Source organism: Rhizobium sp. Root482, from assembly GCF_001426565.1.
In the GTDB taxonomy this organism is placed as follows: Bacteria; Pseudomonadota; Alphaproteobacteria; order Rhizobiales; family Rhizobiaceae; genus Pararhizobium.
Window position 1 is genome coordinate 21,705 of record NZ_LMFA01000008.1, and the last position, 23,445, is coordinate 45,149.

Annotated in this window: 20 protein-coding genes; 12 read left to right on the forward strand and 8 right to left on the reverse strand. The window is 58.6% G+C overall.

Going from position 1 to position 23,445, the window contains the following annotated elements; all coding sequences use genetic code 11:
* The first annotated feature begins 7 nt into the window (after window positions 1-7).
* Window positions 8-1,804, forward strand: a complete 1,797-nt coding sequence (locus ASD31_RS06860; RefSeq protein WP_056331256.1) for an acetate/propionate family kinase — start codon at window positions 8-10, stop codon at window positions 1,802-1,804.
* 175 nt (window positions 1,805-1,979) lie between these two features.
* Window positions 1,980-4,154, forward strand: coding sequence for a putative bifunctional diguanylate cyclase/phosphodiesterase (locus ASD31_RS06865; RefSeq protein WP_056331259.1), 2,175 nt, complete (start codon window positions 1,980-1,982; stop codon window positions 4,152-4,154).
* Between the two features lie 171 nt (window positions 4,155-4,325).
* Here ASD31_RS06865 and ASD31_RS26690 read toward each other — a convergent pair whose 3' ends face one another.
* Both ASD31_RS26690 and ASD31_RS06875 read right to left on the reverse strand, forming a co-directional pair.
* On the reverse strand, window positions 4,326-4,592 hold the full coding sequence (locus ASD31_RS26690; protein WP_056331262.1) for a hypothetical protein: 267 nt from the start codon (window positions 4,590-4,592) through the stop codon (window positions 4,326-4,328).
* A 229-nt stretch (window positions 4,593-4,821) separates the two neighbouring features.
* Window positions 4,822-5,280: a pyridoxamine 5'-phosphate oxidase family protein gene (locus ASD31_RS06875; protein ID WP_056331265.1), complete on the reverse strand. Its 459-nt coding sequence runs from the start codon at window positions 5,278-5,280 to the stop codon at window positions 4,822-4,824.
* A 137-nt stretch (window positions 5,281-5,417) separates the two neighbouring features.
* On the opposite strand from ASD31_RS06875, the gene ASD31_RS06880 reads away from it, so the two are divergent.
* The 3 genes from ASD31_RS06880 to ASD31_RS25320 all read left to right on the forward strand — a co-directional run bounded on the left by ASD31_RS06880 (window position 5,418) and on the right by ASD31_RS25320 (window position 7,820).
* On the forward strand, window positions 5,418-5,822 hold the full coding sequence (locus ASD31_RS06880; RefSeq protein WP_056331268.1) for a BON domain-containing protein: 405 nt from the start codon (window positions 5,418-5,420) through the stop codon (window positions 5,820-5,822).
* Window positions 5,823-6,523: 701 nt separating this feature from the next.
* Window positions 6,524-7,504: a 3'-5' exonuclease gene (locus ASD31_RS06885; RefSeq protein WP_056331271.1), complete on the forward strand. Its 981-nt coding sequence runs from the start codon at window positions 6,524-6,526 to the stop codon at window positions 7,502-7,504.
* Between the two features lie 169 nt (window positions 7,505-7,673).
* Window positions 7,674-7,820: a DUF1127 domain-containing protein gene (locus ASD31_RS25320; RefSeq protein ID WP_082520459.1), complete on the forward strand. Its 147-nt coding sequence runs from the start codon at window positions 7,674-7,676 to the stop codon at window positions 7,818-7,820.
* Between the two features lie 362 nt (window positions 7,821-8,182).
* Here ASD31_RS25320 and dinB read toward each other — a convergent pair whose 3' ends face one another.
* From dinB to ASD31_RS06900, 3 genes are all read right to left on the reverse strand, one after another.
* Window positions 8,183-9,265 carry a DNA polymerase IV gene (gene dinB, locus ASD31_RS06890; RefSeq protein ID WP_056331273.1) on the reverse strand — a complete coding sequence of 361 codons (1,083 nt, stop codon included), beginning with the start codon at window positions 9,263-9,265 and terminating at the stop codon, window positions 8,183-8,185.
* 77 nt (window positions 9,266-9,342) lie between these two features.
* Window positions 9,343-10,020 (reverse strand): SOS response-associated peptidase, encoded by a 678-nt coding sequence (locus tag ASD31_RS06895; RefSeq protein WP_056331276.1) that lies wholly within the window; start codon window positions 10,018-10,020, stop codon window positions 9,343-9,345.
* Between the two features lie 81 nt (window positions 10,021-10,101).
* Window positions 10,102-10,362, reverse strand: coding sequence for a hypothetical protein (locus tag ASD31_RS06900; protein WP_056331342.1), 261 nt, complete (start codon window positions 10,360-10,362; stop codon window positions 10,102-10,104).
* A 204-nt stretch (window positions 10,363-10,566) separates the two neighbouring features.
* Between ASD31_RS06900 and ASD31_RS06905 the strand changes: the two genes are divergently transcribed.
* From ASD31_RS06905 to ASD31_RS06925, 4 genes are all read left to right on the forward strand, one after another.
* On the forward strand, window positions 10,567-11,322 hold the full coding sequence (locus tag ASD31_RS06905; RefSeq protein WP_056331278.1) for an ImuA family protein: 756 nt from the start codon (window positions 10,567-10,569) through the stop codon (window positions 11,320-11,322).
* Complete coding sequence (locus tag ASD31_RS06910) at window positions 11,243-12,754, forward strand: Y-family DNA polymerase (RefSeq protein WP_082520460.1); 1,512 nt, start codon at window positions 11,243-11,245, stop codon at window positions 12,752-12,754. The genes ASD31_RS06905 and ASD31_RS06910 overlap by 80 nt, the downstream gene beginning before the upstream one ends.
* Window positions 12,754-16,017 (forward strand): error-prone DNA polymerase, encoded by a 3,264-nt coding sequence (locus ASD31_RS06915; protein ID WP_056331280.1) that lies wholly within the window; start codon window positions 12,754-12,756, stop codon window positions 16,015-16,017. The genes ASD31_RS06910 and ASD31_RS06915 overlap by 1 nt, the downstream gene beginning before the upstream one ends.
* A gap of 487 nt (window positions 16,018-16,504) precedes the next feature.
* Entirely contained in the window at window positions 16,505-17,266 is a 762-nt protein-coding gene (locus tag ASD31_RS06925) for a metallophosphoesterase (RefSeq protein ID WP_056331284.1), read from the forward strand.
* A 362-nt stretch (window positions 17,267-17,628) separates the two neighbouring features.
* On the opposite strand, the gene ASD31_RS06930 is transcribed toward ASD31_RS06925, so the two are convergent.
* The 3 genes from ASD31_RS06930 to ASD31_RS06940 all read right to left on the reverse strand — a co-directional run bounded on the left by ASD31_RS06930 (window position 17,629) and on the right by ASD31_RS06940 (window position 21,117).
* The gene (locus ASD31_RS06930; RefSeq protein ID WP_056331286.1) at window positions 17,629-18,546 is read right to left on the reverse strand and encodes a nucleotidyl transferase AbiEii/AbiGii toxin family protein; all 918 of its coding nucleotides are present in this window, start codon (window positions 18,544-18,546) and stop codon (window positions 17,629-17,631) included.
* The gene (locus ASD31_RS06935) at window positions 18,536-19,381 is read right to left on the reverse strand and encodes a type IV toxin-antitoxin system AbiEi family antitoxin domain-containing protein (protein WP_056331288.1); all 846 of its coding nucleotides are present in this window, start codon (window positions 19,379-19,381) and stop codon (window positions 18,536-18,538) included. The genes ASD31_RS06930 and ASD31_RS06935 overlap by 11 nt, the downstream gene beginning before the upstream one ends.
* 692 nt (window positions 19,382-20,073) lie before the next feature.
* Window positions 20,074-21,117, reverse strand: a complete 1,044-nt coding sequence (locus tag ASD31_RS06940; protein ID WP_056331289.1) for an IS110 family transposase — start codon at window positions 21,115-21,117, stop codon at window positions 20,074-20,076.
* 264 nt (window positions 21,118-21,381) lie between these two features.
* Here ASD31_RS06940 and ASD31_RS06945 point away from each other — a divergent pair, with 264 nt between their 5' ends.
* From ASD31_RS06945 to ASD31_RS06955, 3 genes are all read left to right on the forward strand, one after another.
* Entirely contained in the window at window positions 21,382-21,561 is a 180-nt protein-coding gene (locus ASD31_RS06945) for a hypothetical protein (RefSeq protein ID WP_056331291.1), read from the forward strand.
* Between the two features lie 176 nt (window positions 21,562-21,737).
* Entirely contained in the window at window positions 21,738-22,673 is a 936-nt protein-coding gene (locus ASD31_RS06950; RefSeq protein ID WP_056331293.1) for a DUF3991 and toprim domain-containing protein, read from the forward strand.
* 131 nt (window positions 22,674-22,804) lie between these two features.
* Window positions 22,805-23,422, forward strand: a complete 618-nt coding sequence (locus tag ASD31_RS06955; protein WP_056331346.1) for a DUF1419 domain-containing protein — start codon at window positions 22,805-22,807, stop codon at window positions 23,420-23,422.
* Window positions 23,423-23,445 lie beyond the last annotated feature (23 nt).

A 23,445-nucleotide genomic window follows, 5' to 3' on the forward strand; every position in this document is an offset into this window, starting at 1 on the left:
GCGCTCTGTGAAAATACTTGTGTTGAACTGCGGCAGTTCCAGCCTGAAAGTCGGCGTGTTCGAAATTGCAGAAAACGCGACCGAAATATTCAAAGCAACCTATGAGAAATTCGAGGCCGGGTGCTGTTCCTACAAGATCACAAATAACGGTGCGACGGAGACAGGGCAAGAGCCATTTGACAACATTGCCGCTGCCCTGGTCGCCCTCCCGCAGATTCTTGATCGCTACGGAGTTGCCCAACTGCAAGCGGTAGGTCACCGGATCGTCCATGGGGGCGAAAAATTCCGGAGCACTGCGGTCCTTGACGAAGCGACGATTGCGGCAATCGAGGCGCTGACGGCTTTGGCGCCGCTCCACAATCCCGCAAATCTACTGGCCGTACGCATTGCAAAGGAGGTGTGGTCCAGCCTTCCTCAGGTCGGGGTTTTCGACACCGCGTTCCATAGCACCAACCCTGCGCGCGCAACGACTTATGCCGTTCCGAAAGCTTGGCGTGATGCTGGTCTGCGGCGGTTCGGGTTTCATGGCACCTCGCACAAATATGTGGCTGTCCGGGCCGCAGAAGAGATCGGTGCCCCGATTCGTGATCTCCAAATCATCAGCGTGCACCTTGGGAACGGTGCGAGCGTTTGCGCAATCAACCGTGGAGAGAGCATAGATACCTCGATGGGCATGACACCGCTTGAGGGATTGGTGATGGGGACACGCTCAGGTGACGTTGATCCCGGCCTGTTTGGGTTTGTGTCACGGCAACTTGGTCTGTCGATAGCGGAGGTAGAGGCGGCTCTATATTCGCAGAGCGGGCTTTTGGGACTGACAGACTCATCCGACATGCGCGATGTGGAAGCCCGGGCCAGTAAAGGTGACATCGAAGCCCAACTTGCCATTGAATTGTTCGCCTATCGTGCCCGGAAATATATTGGCGCATATGCGGCGGCGATGGGTGGGCTTGATGCGGTCGTTTTTACCGGAGGCATCGGTGAAAACTCCCCATCCATGCGTCGGCGCATATGCGATGGCTTGGAGTTCATGGGTTTGCGGCTCGATCACGACCGCAACCAGTGCGTTGAACTGGCCGACCACGCAGCACCGCAGATCCAGGCCTATGGCGCCAGAGTGCGGGTCATCGTCACCGAGACTGCCGAGCAATTGATGATTGCCCGGGAGACCGCCGCGGAATTGACGCCGAAGGTAACAGTGCCTGGATCGATCCCCGTCGCGGTATCGGCACGTCATGTTCATCTGTCGCGGACAGCGGTTGAGACCTTGTTCGGAGCCGGCTACCAATTAATGCCTGCGGTTCCTCTTCGCCAGCCTGGACAGTGGGCCGCGAGCGAGCGGGTCACATTGCAGGGACCAAAAGGTCGCCTGGAGCGCGTGGCCATCCTCGGCCCCGAGCGGCTGAAAACGCAGGTCGAAATCTCAAGAACAGATGGCTTTGCGCTTGGAATTGATGCGCCCGTTCGTGACAGTGGCAAGCTTGATGGCACCCCATCGGTTCAGCTCATCGGACCTGTCGGTATCCTCAACACCGATGGACTGATCGTGGCCGCCCGGCACATTCATACCAATCCGGACGATGCCAGCCGCCTGGGCCTTTCCGACGGCATGCTCGTCGATGTCCATATCGGCGATGAGGAGCGCGGACTGATATTTGGCAAGACAATAATCCGGGTGAGCGCCAACGCCGTAACCGAAATGCATATCGATACTGATGAGGCGAACGCCGCCGATATCCGGGTCAGTGGTGAGGGTTCTCTTGTTCGGGATCTTCGCGTGGTTGCTGTGACGACCAACGGGTAGTGGGCGTACTGATTCGACCGGTTGCGCATCCTAATTATACGGAAAGGGAGTATGCCGCTCTCCATGGGCCATCACTTATTGAGGTGCCCGCAAAGACAGGTTGTTAACCCTGTCCCTTCGCTCCAGCTTAACTCAGGGGTTCTAGGCTTCTGCTTAATCAACAGGCAGACAAGGCATGATCAGACAGTCGCAGTGGTTCGTGAAATGGGTTCTTCCGGCAAGCTTGTCCGCTTTGGTCGGAGGCATGCTTTTTGCAACCCTTTATTGGGCCGCAAGCGAAACCAACGACGTCGCTGCGGAGCGACAGAAGGACCTTGTCACCCTCATCGTCTCGAAAATTCAGACGTCCGTTGCCCATGACCAGGAGAGCGCTACGGTATGGGACGACGCCGTCATCAAAACGAAGGACCGTGATCTCGACTGGATCGACGTAAACCTTGGCCAATGGATGAACACGTACTTTAGCCATGACGCGGCCGTCGTGCTTTCCGCAGACGGCCAGCCGATCTTCCGGTTTGTCGCAAAGTCGGCCGCGATGCCGTCCTCAGGGGATCTACGTCAGGCATATGCTCCCTTAGTGACCCGGCTCCAAGAACGGCTTCTCGTCGGTGATCAACAGGGCGTGACGGACAAAACACTTTCGATCGGCGAGAGTGATCTGGCCTATGTGGGAAGCCGACCTGCAGTGGTGAGTGTCAAACCTATCATTTCCGATACAGGCGAGATCGGAGAGCGGGCGGGCGAGGAGAACCTGCATGTCGCGGTACGGTTCCTGGACGATGCATTGCCTAAAGAGATCGGTAGCGAATACCGGTTCGCTGAGATGCAGTTCACGACAACAGCACCTGACGACAAACGCCATTCGCAAATCGCTCTTACCTCGAGGTCCGGACAGGTGATCGGGTATTTCAACTGGCATCCGTTCGAGCCCGGAACGAACGTGTTGCGTGCGACCCTCCCGGTTTTAGGTCTTGCGGTCTTTGGCGTATTCGTTGCCGCCAGTCTGGCGGGGCACGCAATCTGGAGACGCTCGGTCAAACTCCACTCCAATCGCCGCGAGCTTCAGCACCTGGCGCTGCATGACACACTGACCGGCCTGGCCAATAGAGCTCACTTTAAAAGGGAGCTTGCCTTGCGTGTGCAGCAAACACAGCCTGACGAAACCTGCAGCGTGCTCTTCATCGATCTCGATCGGTTCAAGGCAGTCAATGACACCTATGGTCACCCGACAGGCGACAGGCTTATTTCTCTTGTTGCAAAGCGAATGAGTGAAATCCTACCCGGTGCTTTGATTGGACGGATCGGAGGGGACGAGTTCACGGTCTTCCTGCAGAGGATCCAAGCCGCGGAAGTCGCCGTCATTGCCGACAGGATTGTTGCGTGTCTCCGCGAGCCATTCGATATAGACGGAGTGCATGTCTCCATCGGTGCGAGTGTTGGCGCGGCGATTGGGCCGGGTGCGAGTGCCGATGCCGCCGAACTGACCAGGCAAGCTGATATCGCACTCTACCATGCAAAAGCCGCGGGACGGAATACATATGCCTTGTTTGGTGAGCATATGGACGACCTTCTTCGCAGCCGCCGAAAACTTGAGCAGGATCTTCGCGAAGCATTGGAAACCGGAACCCAAATCGAAGTTGTCTACCAACCGGTCTATTTAGCCGACAGCTCGGGACCATGCTCAGTGGAGGCTCTGGCACGTTGGAAGCACCCAGAGTTGGGCTCCATCGCTCCAGACGTGTTCATTCCGCTGGCCGAGGAAATCGGCGTCGTTCACACGATTGGCGCTCTCGTACTCGACGACGCATGCAGCCTCATTGCCAGTTTGCCCGAAACGCGAATTGCCGTGAATGCTTCGGCCGTGGAGCTGGGCTCTCCCGGCTATTCCCTTCGCGTCCTTTCCGCTCTGGCTAAGTGGGGGATTGAGCCGGCTCGACTGGAAATTGAAATCACCGAAAGCCTTGTTATCAGCAGGGAAGGTGAAACCGACCAGAACATTATGATGCTCAGGGCCGCGGGCGTGAAATTCGCGATTGACGACTTTGGTACCGGTTATTCGTCATTCTCGAGGGTGCAGAACGTCACTGTGGACCGGATCAAGATCGACAAATCGTTTATTGGAGCGATCGGCGAGGGCAAAAACACCGCGATTGTCGAGGCGATCATCAACATGGCGCGGGCGCAAGGACTGCAAACAACGGCCGAAGGGGTCGAAACGGACCAACAAAGGGAGGTCCTGAAATCGCTTGGATGCAACAACATTCAAGGCTTCCTGATGTCACGACCGATCGCACGCGGCGAAATTATCGCGCTTTTGGGCCCAAGAGAGGCCAGGATCGTGCGGGTTTGAGATGTAGCGAACACCGAACCTGTCTCGGCTCCCATTCGGCAGTGCAATCCTGAGTTGTCATTCACGGATTAAAAGTGGTCCGCGAAAATCGTCGATATCTGCGCGCAAGCGGTCTGGCACGAAGATAAGCGCTGTTGTCGGCCGATGACGGCGATGAAGTCGACTTCTGGGCTACACGTACGCGTTGAACGTTCCGCATCGCCTCGACAACCGAGAAGGCTTAACTTCAGCCGTCGCCTCCATGATCGCGACCGTTCCCAGTCCCCCGTCGCTCATCAAAACGATTTTTGCCCGCCACAAATGCTCTTGCGGCGAGCTGCCTGCGGTGAAGAACCGGGAGCAGACATCGCGCGCTACCTTGTGCGGCACGGCGTCAAAGCTGAGGTTGACCGTATCTCCGTCGGCGGGCGCCCGATCGACGATACGTTGCGGCGACATGCATGATTGTCATGGGTGCCTATAACCATTCGCGTTTGGCCCAACTTTGTTCGGCGGCGTGACCCACTCAATGTTAAAAGATGCCACTGTTCCTCTGTTCCTAGCGCACCAGGCCAGATTTTGACGATGTAAAAACGCATCGCCAGATGTAGCGCGCCGTGCATTCGTTCGACGCATGCCCTGGCCGCCCAGATGAAAATCTGGGTGGCCCATTGATTCTAAGTCGTCTTTAACCCACCAGATTGGCTCTGCGTCCATGGATCTCGCCCACGACAATTCCGTAGAAGATGTGCGGCGAGGATGACGATATGGGCAGTTCATATGGCTTCAGAGCGCCGATTTCCCACCAGTCCGGATATTGCTGCAAAACAGACCAGGCGTGCAGTCTCTGATTATGCCACGCTTCTGTATCCGGATATTCTTCAAATCTCCCTCCGACGATAACGCTGCCCCATCCCTTGCCCTCTCCTTCCACATCGATTTGGAGGCAGACATTGTTGTTAACCCGCATCCACTCAACCTTCTTGCCGGGCATCGAGAAGCTGTAGATTTTGCCTTGCTCGGCAACAAAATAAATCGGGACAATATAGGGAACGCTGTCTTTGCAGCAAGCAAGGTGACCGAACCGAGCTTTTTCGAGCACCGCACGGCATTCTCCCCCGGTCAATTCTTTCAGGATGTACGTCATTAGAGCTTCCTCATTCCAGGACATATCAGTTTAACGCAGGGCGACCGGCCACAACCTTGATCGAGCGCAAAGTATAATACCGCTGATCGTTCCAAACTTAAAACGAGGTACATCCTGCCTCTTGGAAGGAGTGAGACATGGACGATCGAAGAATCCGAAGGGATATCCTTGACGAACTGGAGTTCGATCCGAGCCTCGATGCCGCCAGGATTGGTGTGGCCGTCGAACAGGGAATCGCGACGCTTTCTGGACATGTAGGATCCTACGCGCAAAAACTGATGGCGGAGTCGATTGCCCAACGCATCAGGGTTGTGCGAGCCGTCGCAAGCGAGATCGAAATACGTTGGTCAGAGCACAAGCGCCATGCAGATGACGAAATTGCTGGAAGAGCACTTGACATCATATGCTGGGATACCGCGCATCCCGATGCCGCGATAGATATCAAGGTTCACAAAGGGTGGGTTACACTATCCGGAGAAGTGCCGTGGCATTTCCAGCGGCAAGGCGCTGAAGACGCGGTCAAAAGCTCGGCGGGGTCTTAGGCGTCGTAAACTTTTGAGGGGCAGGCCGCAGACGAGTGCTGGAGATGTCAAACGTTGCACCGAAGACGCATTGCAGCGACTCGCTCTGACTAGGCGGTCATCTTCCACTGATGAGCCAAGGGATGGGGTCGCTGAGGCTATCGCGTAGCTGGCACTCTGACGCACACAACAGCGCATTTATCGTCGCACGCTGATGCTAAGCCAACAGTACATTCTGCGGTTTGTGGATCGCCGCGCCGGACGTTGCAGCACCCGGCATTGACGGCGCCAACCAACGACCCTTTGCGCGATCGATGCGGCAAATCTGGTTCATCGCTGCGTGCATCGGGATCGCTTTGCCTGCAATTCTGATCATGGAGGCAAGGTGGGAGCTCTGGAGTGTGAGAAGCGCACCCGCGCGCCGGGGGCTGTCGGTCCCGGATCCCGGCGTTGCCGTCGCTATGCTGACCCTCCTGCGGCAACCCTTTTAACCGATCTTGCGGGAGGCGAACGGCTTTCGCGGTACCCGCTCCAGCTGGTATGCCCTTTCCTGTGTTGAACGCTACGGCGCAACGACCCAGGAGTTGTCGCTGCTTGAAACTGCGCGGTTGTGGACCTTGCTCGCCAGGTTGGCCAAAATCGCACTTCACCAACACGGTTGATCTGCCGATCGTGCCGTGTTTTGAAGTAAGCAAATTGGCGGCGAGGCTTTGACAACGGGAATGGCAGAACAGTTCGACATGTTTTCGGAGCAGGCTCCGCGCGACCATGTGGTCACGCGTAGAACCTCTAAATCCGCCGAACCGGACAAGCATGCCATCCCGATGAGTGAAGAGGACATGGTCCGTCATCTGTCGGAGACAGGCCGCTATCGGATCCTGCAGAAACTCGTGCCGCGCGCAATCTCACCATTCTCACGCCCGGAGTACCCCCTCAAGGGCATCATTCTCGACACCGAGACCACGGGGCTCAATGCTCGCAAGGATGAGATCATCGAGATTGGCGTGATCGCTTTCACCTTCGATGCGACCGGAAACATCGGTGACGTGACCGGCATCTACGGTGGGCTTCAACAGCCGAGCGTTTCCATTCCCACTGAGATCACCAGGCTCACCGGGATCACAGATAATATGGTGGCCGGTCAGTCAATCGATATTGCTGCGTTGCAGGCGCTGATTGAACCGGCTGATCTGCTGATCGCCCACAATGCCGGCTTCGATAGGCCATTCTGCGAGGCATTTTCTCACCTGTTTTCTGGCAAGGCCTGGGCTTGCTCCAACTCCGAGATCGACTGGTCGTTGCGGGGATATGAAGGCACCAAGCTCGGATACCTGATCGGGCAAGCGGGATATTTTCATGACGGTCACCGGGCTGTCGATGATTGCTTCGCACTCCTGGAGGTCCTCGCCCGGGAAGTCGATGGAACAGCATCCACCGCCTTCGCCGAACTCTATGAAGCAAGCCAGCGGTCGCGTGTCCGTGTTTTCGCGGAGAACAGTCCCTTCGACATGAAGGATCACCTAAAGGCGCGAGGCTATCGCTGGTCCGACGGAAGCGACGGTCGTCCCAAATCCTGGTGGATCGAGGTTGGCGAAGAAGCGTTCGATGATGAGCTCCGCTATCTCAGGGCCGATATCTACCGCTATCCAGACGCCGATCCTCCAATCAAACGCCTCACTGCCTTCGACCGGTTCCGGGCCTGATAGCCCCTTCAGCTCATCTCTGATTGGACCCATGCTTTGAGCGCATGGCCGACCTGAGACCTTGTGTCTTATCGACGGGCGTCCAAGGGCCTATATTTCAATCATCGAAACGACGTTGGAACCGAAGCAAGGTTGCTGGCGTCAAGAGACCTCACGAAAGGGGATCATCATGAACGTAGCACGCTCTTTCAACAACTGGCGCAAGTATCGTCAGACCGTTACCGAACTTGGCCGCATGAGCTCCCGCGAACTTCAGGACCTCGGTATCAATCGCGCCGATATCCAGAGCGTTGCTCGCCAGTCGGTCGCTCGCTAAGCGGCTTTCCCTGCCTATCCTGAATGACACTACGCCCGCTGATGACGCGGGCGTTTCTGGATCTGGCCTGCCACGAAGCCCTAAGTTGGAGATTTCCTTCGTCAGGAGAGGCCGTGCATTTCTCGCATAGCTGCACTGCAGCAAAGTCTATTTAATGTGCGGAGAGAATGGGTATCTTGGTTTTCATCGAAGCGATGCACCTCCTCCCGCAGAGCTTCGATTTCAGACGGCCCACTCCTCCTCCCAAGGGACGTCTGTCGGAACAGCGGCACTCCTCCTCTTGAGCTGTCTGATCGGTTCTTTTCGGAAAGCCTGCCGCACCTCCTCCCGCGGCGGGTTTTTCGTTTTGAGGCCCGGCCGCTTCAAAGTCCGAGAGCGAGCTGCGGGTCTTGCCCGCTCTCTTCGGTGTTGAGCGATGACAGAGTGATCCCCAATAGCCGCACAGACCGTTTGAACGGGAACACCGAGGCGAGCAGGGTTTCAGCATTCTCCAAGACCATGTCGACGTCGGACACGGGTCCCGAAACGGTCCTGCTGCGTGTCGCCTGACTGAAATCCGAGTATTTGATTTTTACGGTGATCGTCTTTCCCGTGATGTCGTGCGCTTCGCAATAGCGCCAGACCTTGTCGGCCAATGGCCGCAACTCGGCTTTGGCAAGATCGAGATCGCCGATGTCCTCAACGAACGTGTCCTCGGCGCCAACAGACTTTCGAATGCGATCGGGTCTCACACGGCGTTCATCGATCCCACGGGCAATGCCGTAGAAATACGGGCCGGACTTCCCGAAATGCTGCTGGAGGAAGGCGAGGGACTTGGACTTCAGATCAAGCCCGGTTTCTATGCCATGCTGTTTCATCCGCTCGGCGGTGGCCGGCCCCACGCCGTGGAATTTCTTGACGGGGAGGGCTTCGACAAAGCCCGGACCATTCTTCGGCGTGATGACAGCCTGGCCGTTCGGCTTGTTGAGATCGCTCGCCATCTTGGCCAGGAACTTGTTGTAGGAGATGCCGGCCGAGGCGTTGAGGCCGGTTACATCCTTGATCTTCACACGGATCTCCAGCGCAATCTCGGTGGCAATCTTCATGCCCTTCAAATTCTCGGTGACATCGAGATAGGCCTCGTCGAGCGACAGTGGTTCCATCAGGGGCGTATATTCGGCAAAGATCTCGCGGATTTGCTGGGAAACCGCTTTGTAGACGTCAAAGCGCGGCGGCACAAAGATCAGCTCCGGGCATTTGCGCTTGGCGGTGACCGACGGCATGGCCGAATGCACGCCGAAGACACGCGCCTCGTAACTCGCGGCCGCCACCACACCGCGGGCCGCCGATCCGCCAACGGCCAATGGTAGTCCGCGCAACGCCGGATTGTCGCGTTGCTCGACCGAGGCATAAAAGGCATCCATATCGACGTGGATGATTTTGCGCACGGGTTGCACGCTCCCCATGACGTCAGTTCCCAGACGGTAAGCCGGCATGTCGTGAACGGGCATCTGACTGCCCTGGTTGTGCTGCGTGCTGGTGATCAAAGCAACAGACCTTCCTCGTCCGGCTTCGGTTTGGCCTGTGGCGGCACGATTACCAGCATGTTGCCTGGGAGCGGGCGCTGTAGGTGGCGGGCTTCCTCCCACGGTGCTGTCAACCAGGTCTCGACGTCTTCAGGCGTGGTCAAGATAGCGGGCATGGCCTTTTGATGGATAGGCGAGACAATTTCGTTGGGCGAGGTCGTCAGAAATCCGAAGAGTTCATATTCCTGCTCGCCATCCCTGACTTTGCGCACCCCCTTCCAAGGCGTCCAGAAGCCGGCGAAAAACATCAGCGGCCGGTCTTCGTTGCCGGCGAACCAGGCGTTCGGCACGCGCCTGCCTTCAATCTTGCTGGCCGGATCCGGTTCGGCAAAGGAGGTGAACGGCACGACACAGCGGCTGGTGGCCCCAAGCCAGCGCCGCCAGTGCGGCGAGCTTACATTGCGAATATTGGTGACGCCGGGATCGTAGTTTTTCACATAGGCAGGCGGCGACGGCATGCCCCAGGTCGCCCGGGCAATTTCGCGCTGTCCGTCCTCGGCGATGCGGACAATCGGCGCCTGATAGCCCGGATAGACATCGAAGGAGGCCTCGTTCCAGCCTGCCCGGTCCCGGAATGCTTTGGTAAACTGCAGGACCGCATCGCGGGTGGTCGTCACATTGTAGAGATTACACATTGCCGTCCTCCTATCCAATGTCGGTCAAGGCGAAGTTTCCGACCCTTTCGCAACGCAATCGAGCTTTGAAAGCTCCAGCGTTCACGTCGGCTTTCGCGGCTCAAAAACCAAGGCCGCCTCCAGCAAACAGGGAAATCCCGTCCCGCATCTATCCTGCCCGTCAGAACAGTGCATCTTGTCGCAACCCATCGCCATGCGACGGCGAAGATCCGCAAAACGCATGCCGGCGCCAAACTCTCTCACCAGCGCCTTGCGATCAAGCTCTCCCAGCTGGCCGCACGGCTTGCATTGGACGGTGATCACCGGTCCCTTGAAATCCCTAAGCGTCAGCAGGCCGGGCATATCTCTATTTCTCATCCACGATATTTTCATCACATTCAGCAACAAATTGAATCTGCTTGATGAATCGTTTGAGCAACTGCCGTCTCGTCATGTTGGCCACAGTCCACCCGATTCTTGCCCGTTGACTCATCGCTGTTTAAGGAACAAAAACGGAACATATCAGCTTTTTTTGGCTATGCAAATGCACTCTCGACGTCGGAAACCATGCCAATCACTGCAGCCAACCCCGTTATTTCCGAGCTTCAGGACCGCATCCGGCGGATGGAAGGCGGAGCTGCCCGCAAGGGCGACGTGCTGTCGTTCGGAATCGCCGAGATAGACGCAAAGCTGCCCGGTGGTGGGCTTGCCTGCGGTGCTTTGCACGAGGTCGCCGGTGGTGGTGGCGATGCGGTGCATGGTGCCGCGGCCGCTCTGTTTGTCGCCGGCATCGTTGCGCGCACCAAAGGCGATGTCCTCTGGTGCCTGACACGGCCGGATCTGTTTGCGCCGGCATTGGCACAGGCAGGCCTGCATCATGATCGGGTGATCTATGTCGAGGCCGACCGGGAAGAGGATGTGCTGACGAATTTCGAAGAGGGTCTGCGTTTTGGCGGGCTTGGCGCCGTCGTTGCCGAACTCGTCCGCCTGCCGATGACCGCCTCGCGGCGCCTGCAGCTGGCGGCCGAAGCTTCAGGTACAATCGGCATCGCGCTGCGCAGATGGCGTCGCCCAACGGAGGCAGCAGACTTCGGTCAACCTACGGCCGCCACGACACGGTGGCGCATCAGCGTCCTGCCCTCCGAGCCGCTTCCCGTGCCGGGCATCGGTCGAGCGAGATGGCTGGCGGAATTGATCAGAGCAAGAGCGGGAGAAGCCGCCGAGTTTGAAATAGGTGCCTGCGATGCCACGGGTCGTATCAGTCTTTCTCCCCACGCTATCAACGGACAGGATCAGGCGCGCCGATCCCGGAATTTCGGCTGAAACACCTGTCGTGGTCGTTTCCCGCAGTGGATCGAAACGCACCGTCGCGGCAATCGACGCTGCGGCCTTCAAGGCCGGCGTCCGCATCGGCATGCCCGCCGCCAAAGCCCAGGCAATGATATCCGGCCTGCATCTGGTCGATGCCGATCGGCAAGGTGATGCCGAGGCGGTCGAGCGTCTGGCGCTGTGGATGCTGCGCCAATATACGCCGGTCGTGGCAACTGACAGTCCCGACGGCATTGTCATGGATACGGAAGGCGCCGACCACCTGCGCGGCGGCGAGGTGCCGATGCTGACCGGCCTGGTCAACGCTTTGAGAGGTCGCGGTCTTCAAGCCCGCGGGGCTATCGCCGATACCTGGGGCAGTGCTCATGCGATTGCCCGCGCTATGCCGCGGGAGGTGACAATCGTCCCGGTTGGCGACACAGCCAAAGCCATCGTCAATCTGCCGATTTCCAGCCTTCGCCTGCCGCCCGACATCGTCAGCGGGCTGACAGTGCTTGGGTTTCGGACCGTCGGAGAGCTTTCTGCAACGCCGCGAGCGCCTTTGGCACTGCGCTTCGGACCGGAAGTTGGTCGCAGGCTCGATCAGATGTTCGGGCGCCTTGCCGAACCCATTGACCCCATTCGTACCGCGGACCTGATCGAAGTGGCGCGTTCGTTTTCCGAACCGATCGGGGCTGCCGAGACCATCGCCAAATATATCGGCAAGCTGGTCGTTGAACTCTGCGCCGGATTGGAGACGCGCGGGCAGGGTGTTCGCCGCGCGGACCTGATTATCTATCGCGTCGACAACACCCTGCAGTCGCTGCGTGCCGGCACGGCAAAGCCGGTGCGCGACATTTCCCATCTGACAAAGCTTCTCTGTTCCAGCATCGAGAAGATCGATCCCGGTTTCGGTATCGAGAAACTATCTCTTGCCGCGACGATGATTGAGCCTTTCGAAGAAAAGCAGTCAATCTCCTCCCTTATCGAAGAAACCGTCGTCGACGTCACGCCACTGCTCGACAGTCTTGGAAATCGCGGTCAGCGCATGTACCGGCTGGCGCCTGTCGAAAGCGACGTTCCCGAGCGCAATGTCGGGCGTGTCTCCCCCATTGCTGAAAAGCTGGGGCAAGACTGGCCGACCCGCTGGCCGCGGCCAAGCCGGATACTGGCGCACCCGGAACGGATCGAGGTGATCGCGCTCACACCCGACCATCCGCCCGCATCCATGACCTGGCGCGGCAAGCGCCGGCGCATCAAGCGTGGTGACGGGCCGGAACGGATATTCGGCGAGTGGTGGGTGCGCTCTTCCGAGATGGAGGCGGTCAGGGATTATTATTCCGTCGAGGACGAGGACGGTAATCGCTTCTGGGTCTATCGTTCCGGTGACGGCGTGGATCCCGCAACCGGAACGACCGAATGGTTCCTGCACGGGATTTATGGCTGATGCGCTACGCCGAGCTCCAGGTCACCAGCCATTTTTCCTTCCTTCGCGGTGCATCGGGCTGCGATGAACTGTTTGCCACCGCCAAGGAAATTGGCATAGAGGCGCTCGGGATTGTCGATCGCAACAGCCTTGCCGGGGTCGTGCGCGCCTGGGAGGCGGCCAAGGAAACCGGCATCGGACTGGTCGTTGGCTGCAGGCTCGATCTGGCGGACGGCATGTCGATGCTGGTCTATCCGACGGACCGGGCTGCCTATTCGAGGCTGTGCCGGCTTCTGTCCCTCGGCAAGGAGCGGGGCGGCAAGGGTCACTGCATCCTCGATCTGTCGGATGTCTCCCTCTATGCAGAGGGCCTGCTCGCCGTCCTGATTCCCGGCGAAGCCGACGATAAGTGCGCGATCCGGCTGCGCAAGGTGAAGGAGATATTTGGCGACCGCGCCTATATGGCGCTGACGCTGCGCCGGCGGCCGAACGATCAGCTACGCCTTCACGACCTCAACTTGCTGGCAATCCGGCACAAGGTTCGGCCTGTCGTCACCAACGACGTGCTGTTTCACGAGCCGGGCAGGCGGCAATTGCAGGATATCGTCACCTGCATTCGCCATCGCACCACCATCGACCGGGCCGGCTTCCTGCGCGAACGGCATGCCGATCGTTTTCTCAAGCCGCCGGATGAAATGCACCGGCTGTTCGGCCGCTATCCAGAAGCTCTCGCCCGCACCCGCGAGATTGTCGACCGCTGTCGTTTCGACATGAGCGAACTGACCTATCAATATCCGGAGGAAGCAATCATCCCCGGGCTGACGGCGCAGCAGACGTTGGAAAAATTCACCTGGGAGGGCGTTCGCGACCGCTACCCCGAGGGGGTGCCTGACGACGTGGTGAAGACCCTCAATCACGAACTCGATCTGATCCGCAAACTCGACTACGCGCCCTACTTCCTGACGGTCTACAGCATCGTCCGCTTTGCGCGATCTCAGGATATTCTCTGTCAGGGTCGCGGGAGTGCTGCCAATTCCGCCGTTTGCTATGTGCTTGGGATCACGGCGATCGATCCGGCCGCAAACGATCTCTTGTTCGAGCGCTTTATCTCAGCCGAGCGCAACGAACCACCGGATATTGATGTCGATTTCGAGCATGCCCGGCGCGAAGAAGTGATCCAGTGGATCTACAAGACCTACGGCCGGCAAAAGGCTGCCCTTTGCGCGACCGTCACCCGCTACCGCGCCAAGGGTGCGCTTCGCGATGTCGGAAAGGCGCTCGGACTGCCCGAAGACATGATCACGGCGTTGTCGGCCGGTGTCTGGGGCTGGAGCAAGGAGGGCGTCGGCGAAAAGCAGGTCAACGAGCTCAACATGAACATGTCCGACCGCCGCCTGCGTCTGACATTGGAGCTGGCGCAGCAGCTGATGGGCGCACCCCGCCATCTCGGCCAGCATCCGGGCGGCTTTGTCCTGACCAATGACCGGCTTGATGAACTGGTGCCGATCGAACAGGCCCGCATGGAAGATCGGCAAACGATCGAATGGGACAAGGACGATATCGAGGCGCTCAAGTTCATGAAAGTTGATGTGCTTGCCTTGGGAATGCTGACTTGCATGGCCAAGGGCTTTGCCCTTTTGCAGGAGCACAAGGGGATAACGCTCGATCTCGCCACCATCGAGCCGGAAGATCCGCCGACCTACGCGATGATCCGCAAGGCCGATACGCTCGGCACGTTCCAGATCGAATCGCGTGCGCAGATGTCGATGCTGCCGCGGCTTAAACCCCAGACCTATTACGACCTGGTCATCCAGGTGGCGATCGTTCGCCCCGGGCCGATCCAAGGCGACATGGTGCATCCGTATCTTCGACGGCGCGAAGGCAAGGAAGCGGTCGTCTATCCGAAGCCGGAATTGGAGGCCGTGCTCGGCAAGACGCTGGGCGTGCCGTTGTTTCAGGAGAGCGCCATGAAGGTGGCGATCGTCTGCGCAGGCTTTACCGCCGGCGAGGCCGATGCGCTGAGGCGCTCGATGGCGACATTCAAATTCACCGGCGGGGTCAGCAAGTTCAAGGACAAGCTGGTCCAGGGGATGGTGAAGAATGGGTACACCGAGGAATTTGCCGAAAAGACCTTCTCGCAGCTCGAAGGTTTTGGCTCCTATGGCTTTCCGGAAAGCCACGCCGCTTCCTTTGCCCTCATCGCCTACGCCTCCTCCTATCTGAAATGCCATTATCCGGACGTGTTCTGTGCCGCGCTCATCAACGCGCAACCGATGGGATTCTATGCGCCGGCGCAGATCGTCACCGATGCCCGCGCCCACGGTGTTGTGATCCTGCCGGTCTGCATCAATCACTCGCGGTGGGATTGCACGCTGGAAGAGATCGAGGGAACGGACGGCCATGCCGTGCGCCTTGGAATGCGTCTGGTAAAGGGGCTGCCCGAACAGGATGCCGCCCGGATCGCGGTGGCGCGCGGCGACGATCCCTTCGTTTCCGTCGATGACATGTGGCGGCGCGCCGGTGTGTCGTCGGCTTCGCTCGTCAAGCTGGCCGAGGCCGACGCGTTTCGACCTTCGTTGAAACTGGAAAGGCGTGATGCGCTGTGGGCAATCAAGGCCTTGCGCGACGAGCCCCTCCCGCTGTTTGCTGCGGCCGCCGATCGCGAGCGGGCGGTCATTGCCGAACAGCAGGAACCGGATGTGGCGTTACGGCAGATGACCGAAGGCGCCAATGTCGTCGAGGACTACGGCCATACGGGCGTGACGTTGCGCGCCCATCCGGTCAGCTTCCTGCGCGAGGATCTCACTCGCAAAAACATCGTCACCTGCGCCGAGGCAACATCGGCGCGCGACGGACGATGGTTGATGACCGCTGGCCTTGTCCTCGTCCGCCAGAAGCCCGGCAGTGCCAAGGGCGTCATGTTCATGACTATCGAGGATGAGACAGGCGTTGCCAATATCGTCGTCTGGCCAAGCCTGTTCGAAAAGCAGCGTCGTGTCGTGCTCGGATCGGCCATGATGGCGATCAACGGCAAGATCCAGCGCGAAGGGGGCGTCGTGCATCTGGTGGCGCAACGGATGTTCGATCTGAGCGGCGATCTGGCAAGCCTTGGCGAGCGAGACACTTTCAGGGTGCCGACAGGACGGGGCGACGAGTTCGCGCATGGTTCGCCGGGTAGCCCCGACAGCCGCGAACGGCCGCCGATGGGCGTCAAGGCGCGCGAAATTTACATACCTGACCTTCATATCGATACGCTGAAGGTCAAGAGCCGGAATTTTCAGTGATTACGGTGGGCGGCTACAGAGGGGACGCGCTCAAAAGCAAGGCGATAGGGACACTCAGCGCTGACGCGGTCAATGCCCACGGAGATGCCAACTTGATCAGGCGCATTTTTTGTGCGCGTCCTTCGTCCCACTCGGATGCCATGCTCAGTCATCCGCGTCGTGATGCCGACATGGTGCAAGCGATGGTCGAAACTGGTTTGCAATAACGGTAGACGTGGCTGTGCCGGCCACATTTGCTTTGATCTCTTTTGAGGAGACGTTGTGATGTCCCATGGGGGTCGCACTATTCCGTTCATGGCAGGAACGCGCGATAGGCAGGATGGAAAATCTCGCGCCACACTCACTTTTGGTAGCGTGCCACCGCCGGCATGGCCTATAGGAATGCCACCGCCGAGGTTTGGCCCTGGTCCCGTCCCCGCCCAAGCTCCGACATGTTGCAAGCACAAGGGCGATCGCCACGCGTTGGCTTCCCCTGCAGGAAAAAGTAGTGATACCGACCGAGAGCTTACCATCCACCGTCTATGCCATTGCCGACGTCCATGGACGCGCCGATCTTCTCGAAGCCATGCTTGGGTACATCGCCGCCCATGCGAATAATCATCAATCTAAGCCTGTCGTGATCTTTCTGGGCGATCTGATCGATCGCGGCCCTCACAGTCCGAAGGTACTCGATCAGGTCTGCTCGACACTCGATCTCTATCCGGGCTCCCGGCTCATTCTCGGCAATCATGATTTTTACCTGCGTGAGCTCCTTCGCGGTGCTCTCACCTATGAGGACGCTGTCAATTGGATGGACTGGGGAGGCGTCGCGACAGTGAGTGCATATTCCAGTCGTCCGGTGCCAGATTTTGAGAACATCGCGGCCGATATCCGCCGCGTCTTCCCACATCATGTGGACTTGCTCGAAAACGCGCATACGTTCATGGAAATGGGCCGCTTCTGTTTTGTTCACGCTGGAATACGTCCCGGCATTCTGCTCGCAAAACAGGACGAATACGACTTGCGCTGGATCAGGGCCGGTTTTCTCGACCACATGGACGTTCTTGACCACGTCGTTTTACACGGTCACACGATCACAAAGTCGCAGCGGCCCGAAGTTTACTCAAATCGCATAGCACTGGATACCGGAGCGTACCGGACTGGCCGGCTGAGCGCCGCCGTCATCACGCACGATGAGCTTTTACACTTCGTATGTACCGAACTGACCGAGAGCGGTTCCATCGAGGTCGGCGAGTGGCGGCCCGACTAATCGATAGGGAAGAGTAGATCGTTGTCACGGACTGTGTCGTGAAACTCGGACGTTGGCTCCGCCTTCGCGACAGACTGAAATGGAACGGTTCTCCCGTGGGCAGTCGGTCCCGCTTCCGCTTTGCGGCGCGATGCTAAGGCTCCTGCGGCTCCCCTTTTCCGGGCGAACCGTGTCGAGAATTCCCGCTTTCCCGCCCTGTTCGGCCGGCGCGATGCTGAAAGCTCCGATGCTCTTCTATGTTTCCTCCGGGCTTTGCGCGCGCCTGCAGGTGGCGCGATGTGGCATGACGGTAGTGTCCGCTGCGTTGGTTCGACCCCTGAGTAAGAAGCCTGCGGCCTGACGAGCTCGAGAATTCAGTGGGCTCAAGCAAACATATTCTCAATCTCCCCACGCTGCATAGCGTGCTTTTCGGGGTTCTGCTGCTTCAGCTTTGTTAGATTGAGCAATTTCCACCGTACTGCCGGTAGTGCCGCTGCCTGTGGCAACCCGATGGCGTCGAAATCCGGTTCCGTATCATGGAGAGTAAGCAGGAATCGCATCGCTTTATCATCGAGGCGGGCTCGAAGGTCATCTGTCAGCCGGGTCCGCGCGTCTTTCAGTTCGATCAGGCTGACAGGCTCGATGGTCATGCCTTCGAATTCTTTCACGAAGGCGTCATCGATTTCGGACAATGACGGCCTGATCAGCTCATGCGGGGGGCGGCCGGAGCTTGCGACGTAGATGAGAAAGGTCCGAAACAACGCATCGGTCAGGCCTTCATTATCATAGAGCAGCTTCACGTCGAAGAGATCGCGCGGGTGCTGGCGGTCCACGGCGGCATGAAGCTTGCCACCAAACAGATCCTCGAAGGACACCACCTGCATTTCGACAAAGCCGAACGCCTCGGCCACGCCATCCGTGACCGTCCGCAGTTCTGGAGGATGCACCGTTCCACGCGCGACCGGCGAGGTCTCGATCTTGATTTCAGTGGTGCCCTGCCGGACGAGCACCCGCGTGTCATTGTTGCCGCCACCGGCGATACGCTGGACGTCGACGCCGCGCAGATTTTTCAGCAGGTCTTCGCGAATGCGGTCAAGCGCGGCGTCGATACCGCTGAGCGTGGTGTCCCGATCCTCGATTGGAAGGTAGGTGAGGTCGATATCGACCGATAAGCGAGGCATATCCCTGTAGAACAGGTTGATGGCCGTTCCCCCCTTGAGGGCGAAGACGTCCTGCCGAGCGATGTAGGGCAACGTCCGGACCAGCAGTTCGACCTGCCGCATATAGCGATCACGCGCCATTCATATTCTCCTTTGGCAGCAGGTCGGCAGGGACCGTTACGCGATAAATCGGGTGGAGCCTTCCGCCTGGGACAAGTGCCCGATCGCCGCGTCCCATATCGATTTGCGATTTGTCGATATGCTTGAGCCACGCATGCGCGTGCTTGTCGGCATAGACGAAGAAAAGGCGTTTCACCTTTACACTGCGGCACTGGGTCAACAGCGTCGTCAACATTTTCGGGCGCAGATTGACCATTCCCTCAAACACCATGTCGATGTTGTGAAAGCTTTCGTTCTTCGGAAGTTCATCGAGAATCTCCAGTATCGCCCGCTCTGCAGACGACATTTTGATAGGCCAGCGCCACGGGCTCATGGCCAGTTCCTCATCTGGATTATCGGAGAGGCTGAATTCGCTGTCCTCGACGCCGTTGTTCTCGTCGGAGAACAGTCCATGACCTCGCCGGACGAACCTGGCATCGGTTGTCAATGTCATAAGCCAGTCAGGTATATCGGAGCCATAGAGGTAGACGCGCGTATCGCCGCTAAGCTGCAGGTAGTGGGAATGGCCGCGCAATCCAAGTGCGGTCCAACCTCCTACGTGGAAAACATGTCCGATGATCCACTGCGCGGATAACAAGGGAATTTTCCAGCCCGTGACGGCTTGCGCCGTTTCTCTTGCCGAAAATGGTCGTCGGTAGACGCCTGTCGCGATCCGCTCAAGCCAACCCTGCTTGATATACGCCGATACGGATTGCCGTGAGATCGCATGGCGTGCCGTCCAAGCCGAATCGACGAGGAAGCCCGGCGGAACCGATTGGATGAGGTGCTTTAGCTTTGGCGTTGGATGTTCATTCATAATAGACATTATGACACGAGTTCAAAGTGAATATCAAGTTTACTTTAAAACCTTTATCGCTTGTCAATTCAGAATTGACACGAATAGGAAATCTCGAAGCTGCGTACCGGGCCAGTTGGCAGCGCTTCCTTCGTTGCGTCTTAAACGCAATGCCAAAGTCTCACCCTGTGTGCCGTCGCACATGATGCGATCGATGAACACCTGTCCGACAAATCGAACGCTATGGGCCTAAGTCTCACATTGGAAGACAAAGCCGTTCCCTATTTTCACTTCATTCCGGTTGATGGCAGTCCGGATGATCCGGACGAAGGTCAGTGCGGCGAGATCGAATACCAATCCGCTCCAGCCAATGGCGTTGCCAAACCCAGCTCTCTTGTTTGGTATCCCTAATCCAGTCCCGTCCTTGGACGGTCAACCCGCATATGTGGAACGGCCCGCGGTGCAAGATGCATTTTTCCGATTTCATCAAACGGGAACGGTGCGGTCATATGTCCGGCCTTCTTGTGCGGCCTATGACCGCTGGCCTCGATGAGGTTCGCGAAGCAAGTGGCTTTATCAGGGGTTCGTGCTGTGATGCACGTCGCGGGTTTCGGCCTGGCCTGCTTCGGGATGTTGTCCCGTTAGTTCATCGGCTTTTATGCACCTCGACCTGCCGGCCTCTGCCGGTCAGCTCGTCTGCGCGGTTTTGCTCCTCACGTGGGAACGCTCTCCGCTGCTAATCTTGTAGGACCCCGGTATGTTCCTCCTCGGACCAAGAGAGCCCAGATCATCCTCGCCGTCTTGTTGGCCAGTGCAACGGAAACGACTTTGTATGGCCGTCGTGCCATCAATTCCCGCAACCAGGGCCGCGTTCTGTCATCACTGCGTACATGGCGAAGGATGGATGCTGCTCCAACCACCAATAGAGATCTTAATTGCGAGTTTCCCATTTTTGAGATGCGGCCAAGACGTTGCTTTCCGCCACTCGAATGTGACTTCGGTGTCAATCCAATCCAGGCTGCGAAATGACGTGCAGACTTAAATCCAGCCGGATCCGGGATGAAGGCTTTTATCGCCATCGCGGTAATGGCGCCGACACCAGGAATTGTCGCGAGGCGCCGCATATCCTCATCCTGCTTGGCGACAACTATGATCTCGCGCTCAAGCTTCTCAATCCTTGCTGCCAGACGGTCGATTTGATCAACGATCTCTTCAAGAGCAAAACGGGCGGCAGGAGGCAGGCGGGCGTCACTTTCATCCCGAACGATCGCCGCCAGCGGCTTTATGTTAGCGATCCCCGTTGTCGCAATGATGCCAAGCTCGCCCATGTGAGCGCGCAAGGCATTAATCGCCTGTGTTCTTTGGCGCACGAGCAGAGCACGGGTGCGGAAAACCATGACAGAGGCTTGCTGCTCTGCCGACTTTATCGGCACGAACCGCATGGTTTTGCGGGTCACGGCTTCGCTGATTGCTTCAGCATCGGCCGCATCGGTCTTGCCGCGTTTGACGAATGGCTTCACATATTGTGCGGGGATCAAGCGAACGTCGTGGCCGAAAGCGGCGATCTCGCGCGCCCAATGGTGCGCACTCCCGCAAGCCTCCATTCCGACAAGGCATGGCGGAAGTTTCGAGAAAAAGCGCAAAACCTCGTTGCGCCGTAGCTTTCGATTGAACAGCGGTGTGCCCTCGACGTCAGCGCCATGCACCTGAAAAACCTGCTTCGCCAAGTCCAACCCAATAGTAGCAACATTGTTCACTTCATGTCCCTCCTTGTAGAGTTTGCGATACGACCACGATCCTAGCACGTAGGCGCTGAAGGAGCGGGCCGTTCCACCACATCAGGGGTTCGCAGTTCCTGCTACCTCTCTGGCTGCGCCGCCGAGTGACCGCGGCCGGGTCCGGATCAGGGGTTCGCAGTTCCTGCTACCTCTCTGGCTGCGCCGCCGAGTGACCGCGGCCGGGTCCGGATCAAACGGGCGCCATCGAGCGGGGATTGGCCCCGCCACCGGATGGAGCCTCACATGTCGGAACTCAGCCTCGCACAGAACCACGCACTCGATCTTGCCCGGACCCTGATGGTCCCGGTCACCCTCTTCGAGGTGGATGGAGAAATCGGCGTCATGCCTTCCGCCGAGTATGACGGCGACGAGGACGCCATCATCAACGAGTATGACCCCTTTGCCTATGGATCGGCTCATTGAGCCGATCACCCCTTCGGGGGGAAGGCGTGCCGCTTGCGCTGATGCGCGCGCAAGGGAGGCTTCGCCGCGACCTTTCCCGGCAAATCTGCACGTTGCGAACCGCGCCCTTGCGCGCTTCCATCTTCGCGGCCTGGGCGCTGCCAGTCCGAACAGTCAGGAAAACCAAAGGAAGTGAAATGGAGAAGAATGACATAGAGGAGCTGCGCGCCCGGGTGGGCTGCGCAGCCGTGCTTGAGCATGAGGGCTTCGCGATAGACCGGAAAGAGAGTACGCGCCGGGCGGTCAAATTCCGGCGCGACGACGACATCATCATCGTCATCCACGGCGACAGGGGATGGTTCGACGCGCGTTCGGATGCCAAGGGCGATGTGTTCGCGCTCGCAAGCTATCTCCATGGGATCGGCTTTGCCGAGACCCTGGCGGTGGTCGGCGATCTCGTCGCGTTTCAGCCCACCGCGCCGGCCTGGGAGAAGCCTCTCCGTCAAATGCAAACGGTGGCTTCGAGCGCCGACCGCTGGATCCACCGAAAACGGCCGTGGCGCGCTTCGGCGACCTGGAGGTATCTGCATCAATGCCGCGCCCTGCCATGGCAAGTCATCTCCGCAGCGATTGAGGCCGACGTTCTGCGCGAAGGACCATATGGCTCGATGTGGGCGAAGCACGTCGATGAGGCTGGCGCCGTCATCGGTTGGGAGGAGCGCGGTCCGGACTGGCGAGGATTTTCGACCGGCGGCGCCAAGGCGCTCTTCCGGTTTGGAAAGGTGGATGCCCGTCGGATCTGTGTGACGGAGGCGGCAATCGATGCACTCAGCCTGGCCGCGATCGAGCAGACACGATCCGACACGCTCTATGTCAGCACCGGTGGCGGCTGGTCGCCGTTGACCGCTCAGGCGTTGGAGACCTTGGTTTCCGGGGAAGGCGTGTGGCTGGTGGCCGCGACCGACAACAATGTCCAAGGTGAAGTATTTGCCGATCGCCTGCGCCAGATGGCGGACTGCGCCGGTTGCGATTTCTCGCGGCTATGGCCGGAAGCTGAGGATTGGAATGAGGAATTGAAACAGAGGAGGGAGAGAGGAGAGCTGCCGCATACGCGGACAGCGCATCAAGGGTGAAGCTGCCGCCCGCCTGACGGCGGCCCTTGACCCGCTGCCCGTGAGGCGCCGGCTGAGGAGGGGTGATCAAAGGACTGAAAGAAGAGGTCGATCAGGCTTCCGCTTCAGCCGCAACCCCGAAGGAGCCGCAGATGTCCGTTTCTCCAGCAATCCGTCCAGCACATCGTAAAGTCTATGAAGGCGTCGCCAGTCGCCACGAAATGTACGCCCTGTTCAACCGCCACGCCCAGGCGCCATTCGACGATAAAAGGATGAATGGCACCCACTATGTTGGCGAGTGGTTTGAGATATCCGAAGCCGATCACGACCACATGTTCGAGATCCTCCCTCCGCTGTTTTACCGCGGTGACATGTTCGCCATGCGCGAGTTTCTGGCCGCCAGCGTCACCAGCGTGTTCTTCGCCCTGACGATCGATGACCGGTCCCGATGGTTTCACGGCTATTGCGACCTGGGCGATCGCCAGTCGCCCGACAGGCTGCGCGCCGAAATCATCGCCCGCGAATCCCGCCCGGTGCGCGCGATGAACCGACAGGAAAAGCTCGATCATATCTGGAGCGCGACGGGTCCGGATTTCCGCGGCTATGCCGACGAACGCTTTCCAGCCGATCTGCGCAATCGCCAGATCGTTCTCGTTTACCCTTCTGCTCAAGGCAAGATCTGGAAGCTGCTCGACGATCTGACCGACGAGGAGATCGCTGCCAAGCTGCCTGTACAATTCCGTCTTTTGCCGGAAACCGTCGCTGCCTGACGGCGGCCTTCATTTCCAACCTT

Bases quoted from the DNA above. Each gene is read 5' to 3' on its own strand.
- ASD31_RS06930 (WP_056331286.1), bottom strand. From the start codon at position 18,546: ATGGCGCGTGATCGCTATATGCGGCAGGTCGAACTGCTGGTCCGGACG.
- ASD31_RS06915 (WP_056331280.1), top strand. From the start codon at position 12,754: ATGCGCTACGCCGAGCTCCAGGTCACCAGCCATTTTTCCTTCCTTCGC.
- ASD31_RS06905 (WP_056331278.1), top strand. From the start codon at position 10,567: ATGCCAATCACTGCAGCCAACCCCGTTATTTCCGAGCTTCAGGACCGC.
- ASD31_RS06935 (WP_056331288.1), bottom strand. From the start codon at position 19,381: ATGAATGAACATCCAACGCCAAAGCTAAAGCACCTCATCCAATCGGTT.
- ASD31_RS06885 (WP_056331271.1), top strand. From the start codon at position 6,524: ATGGCAGAACAGTTCGACATGTTTTCGGAGCAGGCTCCGCGCGACCAT.
- ASD31_RS06895 (WP_056331276.1), bottom strand. From the start codon at position 10,020: ATGTGTAATCTCTACAATGTGACGACCACCCGCGATGCGGTCCTGCAG.
- ASD31_RS06955 (WP_056331346.1), top strand. From the start codon at position 22,805: ATGTCCGTTTCTCCAGCAATCCGTCCAGCACATCGTAAAGTCTATGAA.
- ASD31_RS06910 (WP_082520460.1), top strand. From the start codon at position 11,243: ATGCCACGGGTCGTATCAGTCTTTCTCCCCACGCTATCAACGGACAGG.
- ASD31_RS06950 (WP_056331293.1), top strand. From the start codon at position 21,738: ATGGAGAAGAATGACATAGAGGAGCTGCGCGCCCGGGTGGGCTGCGCA.
- ASD31_RS06900 (WP_056331342.1), bottom strand. From the start codon at position 10,362: ATGCCCGGCCTGCTGACGCTTAGGGATTTCAAGGGACCGGTGATCACC.
- ASD31_RS25320 (WP_082520459.1), top strand. From the start codon at position 7,674: ATGAACGTAGCACGCTCTTTCAACAACTGGCGCAAGTATCGTCAGACC.
- ASD31_RS06945 (WP_056331291.1), top strand. From the start codon at position 21,382: ATGTCGGAACTCAGCCTCGCACAGAACCACGCACTCGATCTTGCCCGG.
- ASD31_RS06880 (WP_056331268.1), top strand. From the start codon at position 5,418: ATGGACGATCGAAGAATCCGAAGGGATATCCTTGACGAACTGGAGTTC.
- ASD31_RS26690 (WP_056331262.1), bottom strand. From the start codon at position 4,592: ATGTCGCCGCAACGTATCGTCGATCGGGCGCCCGCCGACGGAGATACG.
- ASD31_RS06875 (WP_056331265.1), bottom strand. From the start codon at position 5,280: ATGACGTACATCCTGAAAGAATTGACCGGGGGAGAATGCCGTGCGGTG.
- ASD31_RS06865 (WP_056331259.1), top strand. From the start codon at position 1,980: ATGATCAGACAGTCGCAGTGGTTCGTGAAATGGGTTCTTCCGGCAAGC.
- dinB (WP_056331273.1), bottom strand. From the start codon at position 9,265: ATGGGGAGCGTGCAACCCGTGCGCAAAATCATCCACGTCGATATGGAT.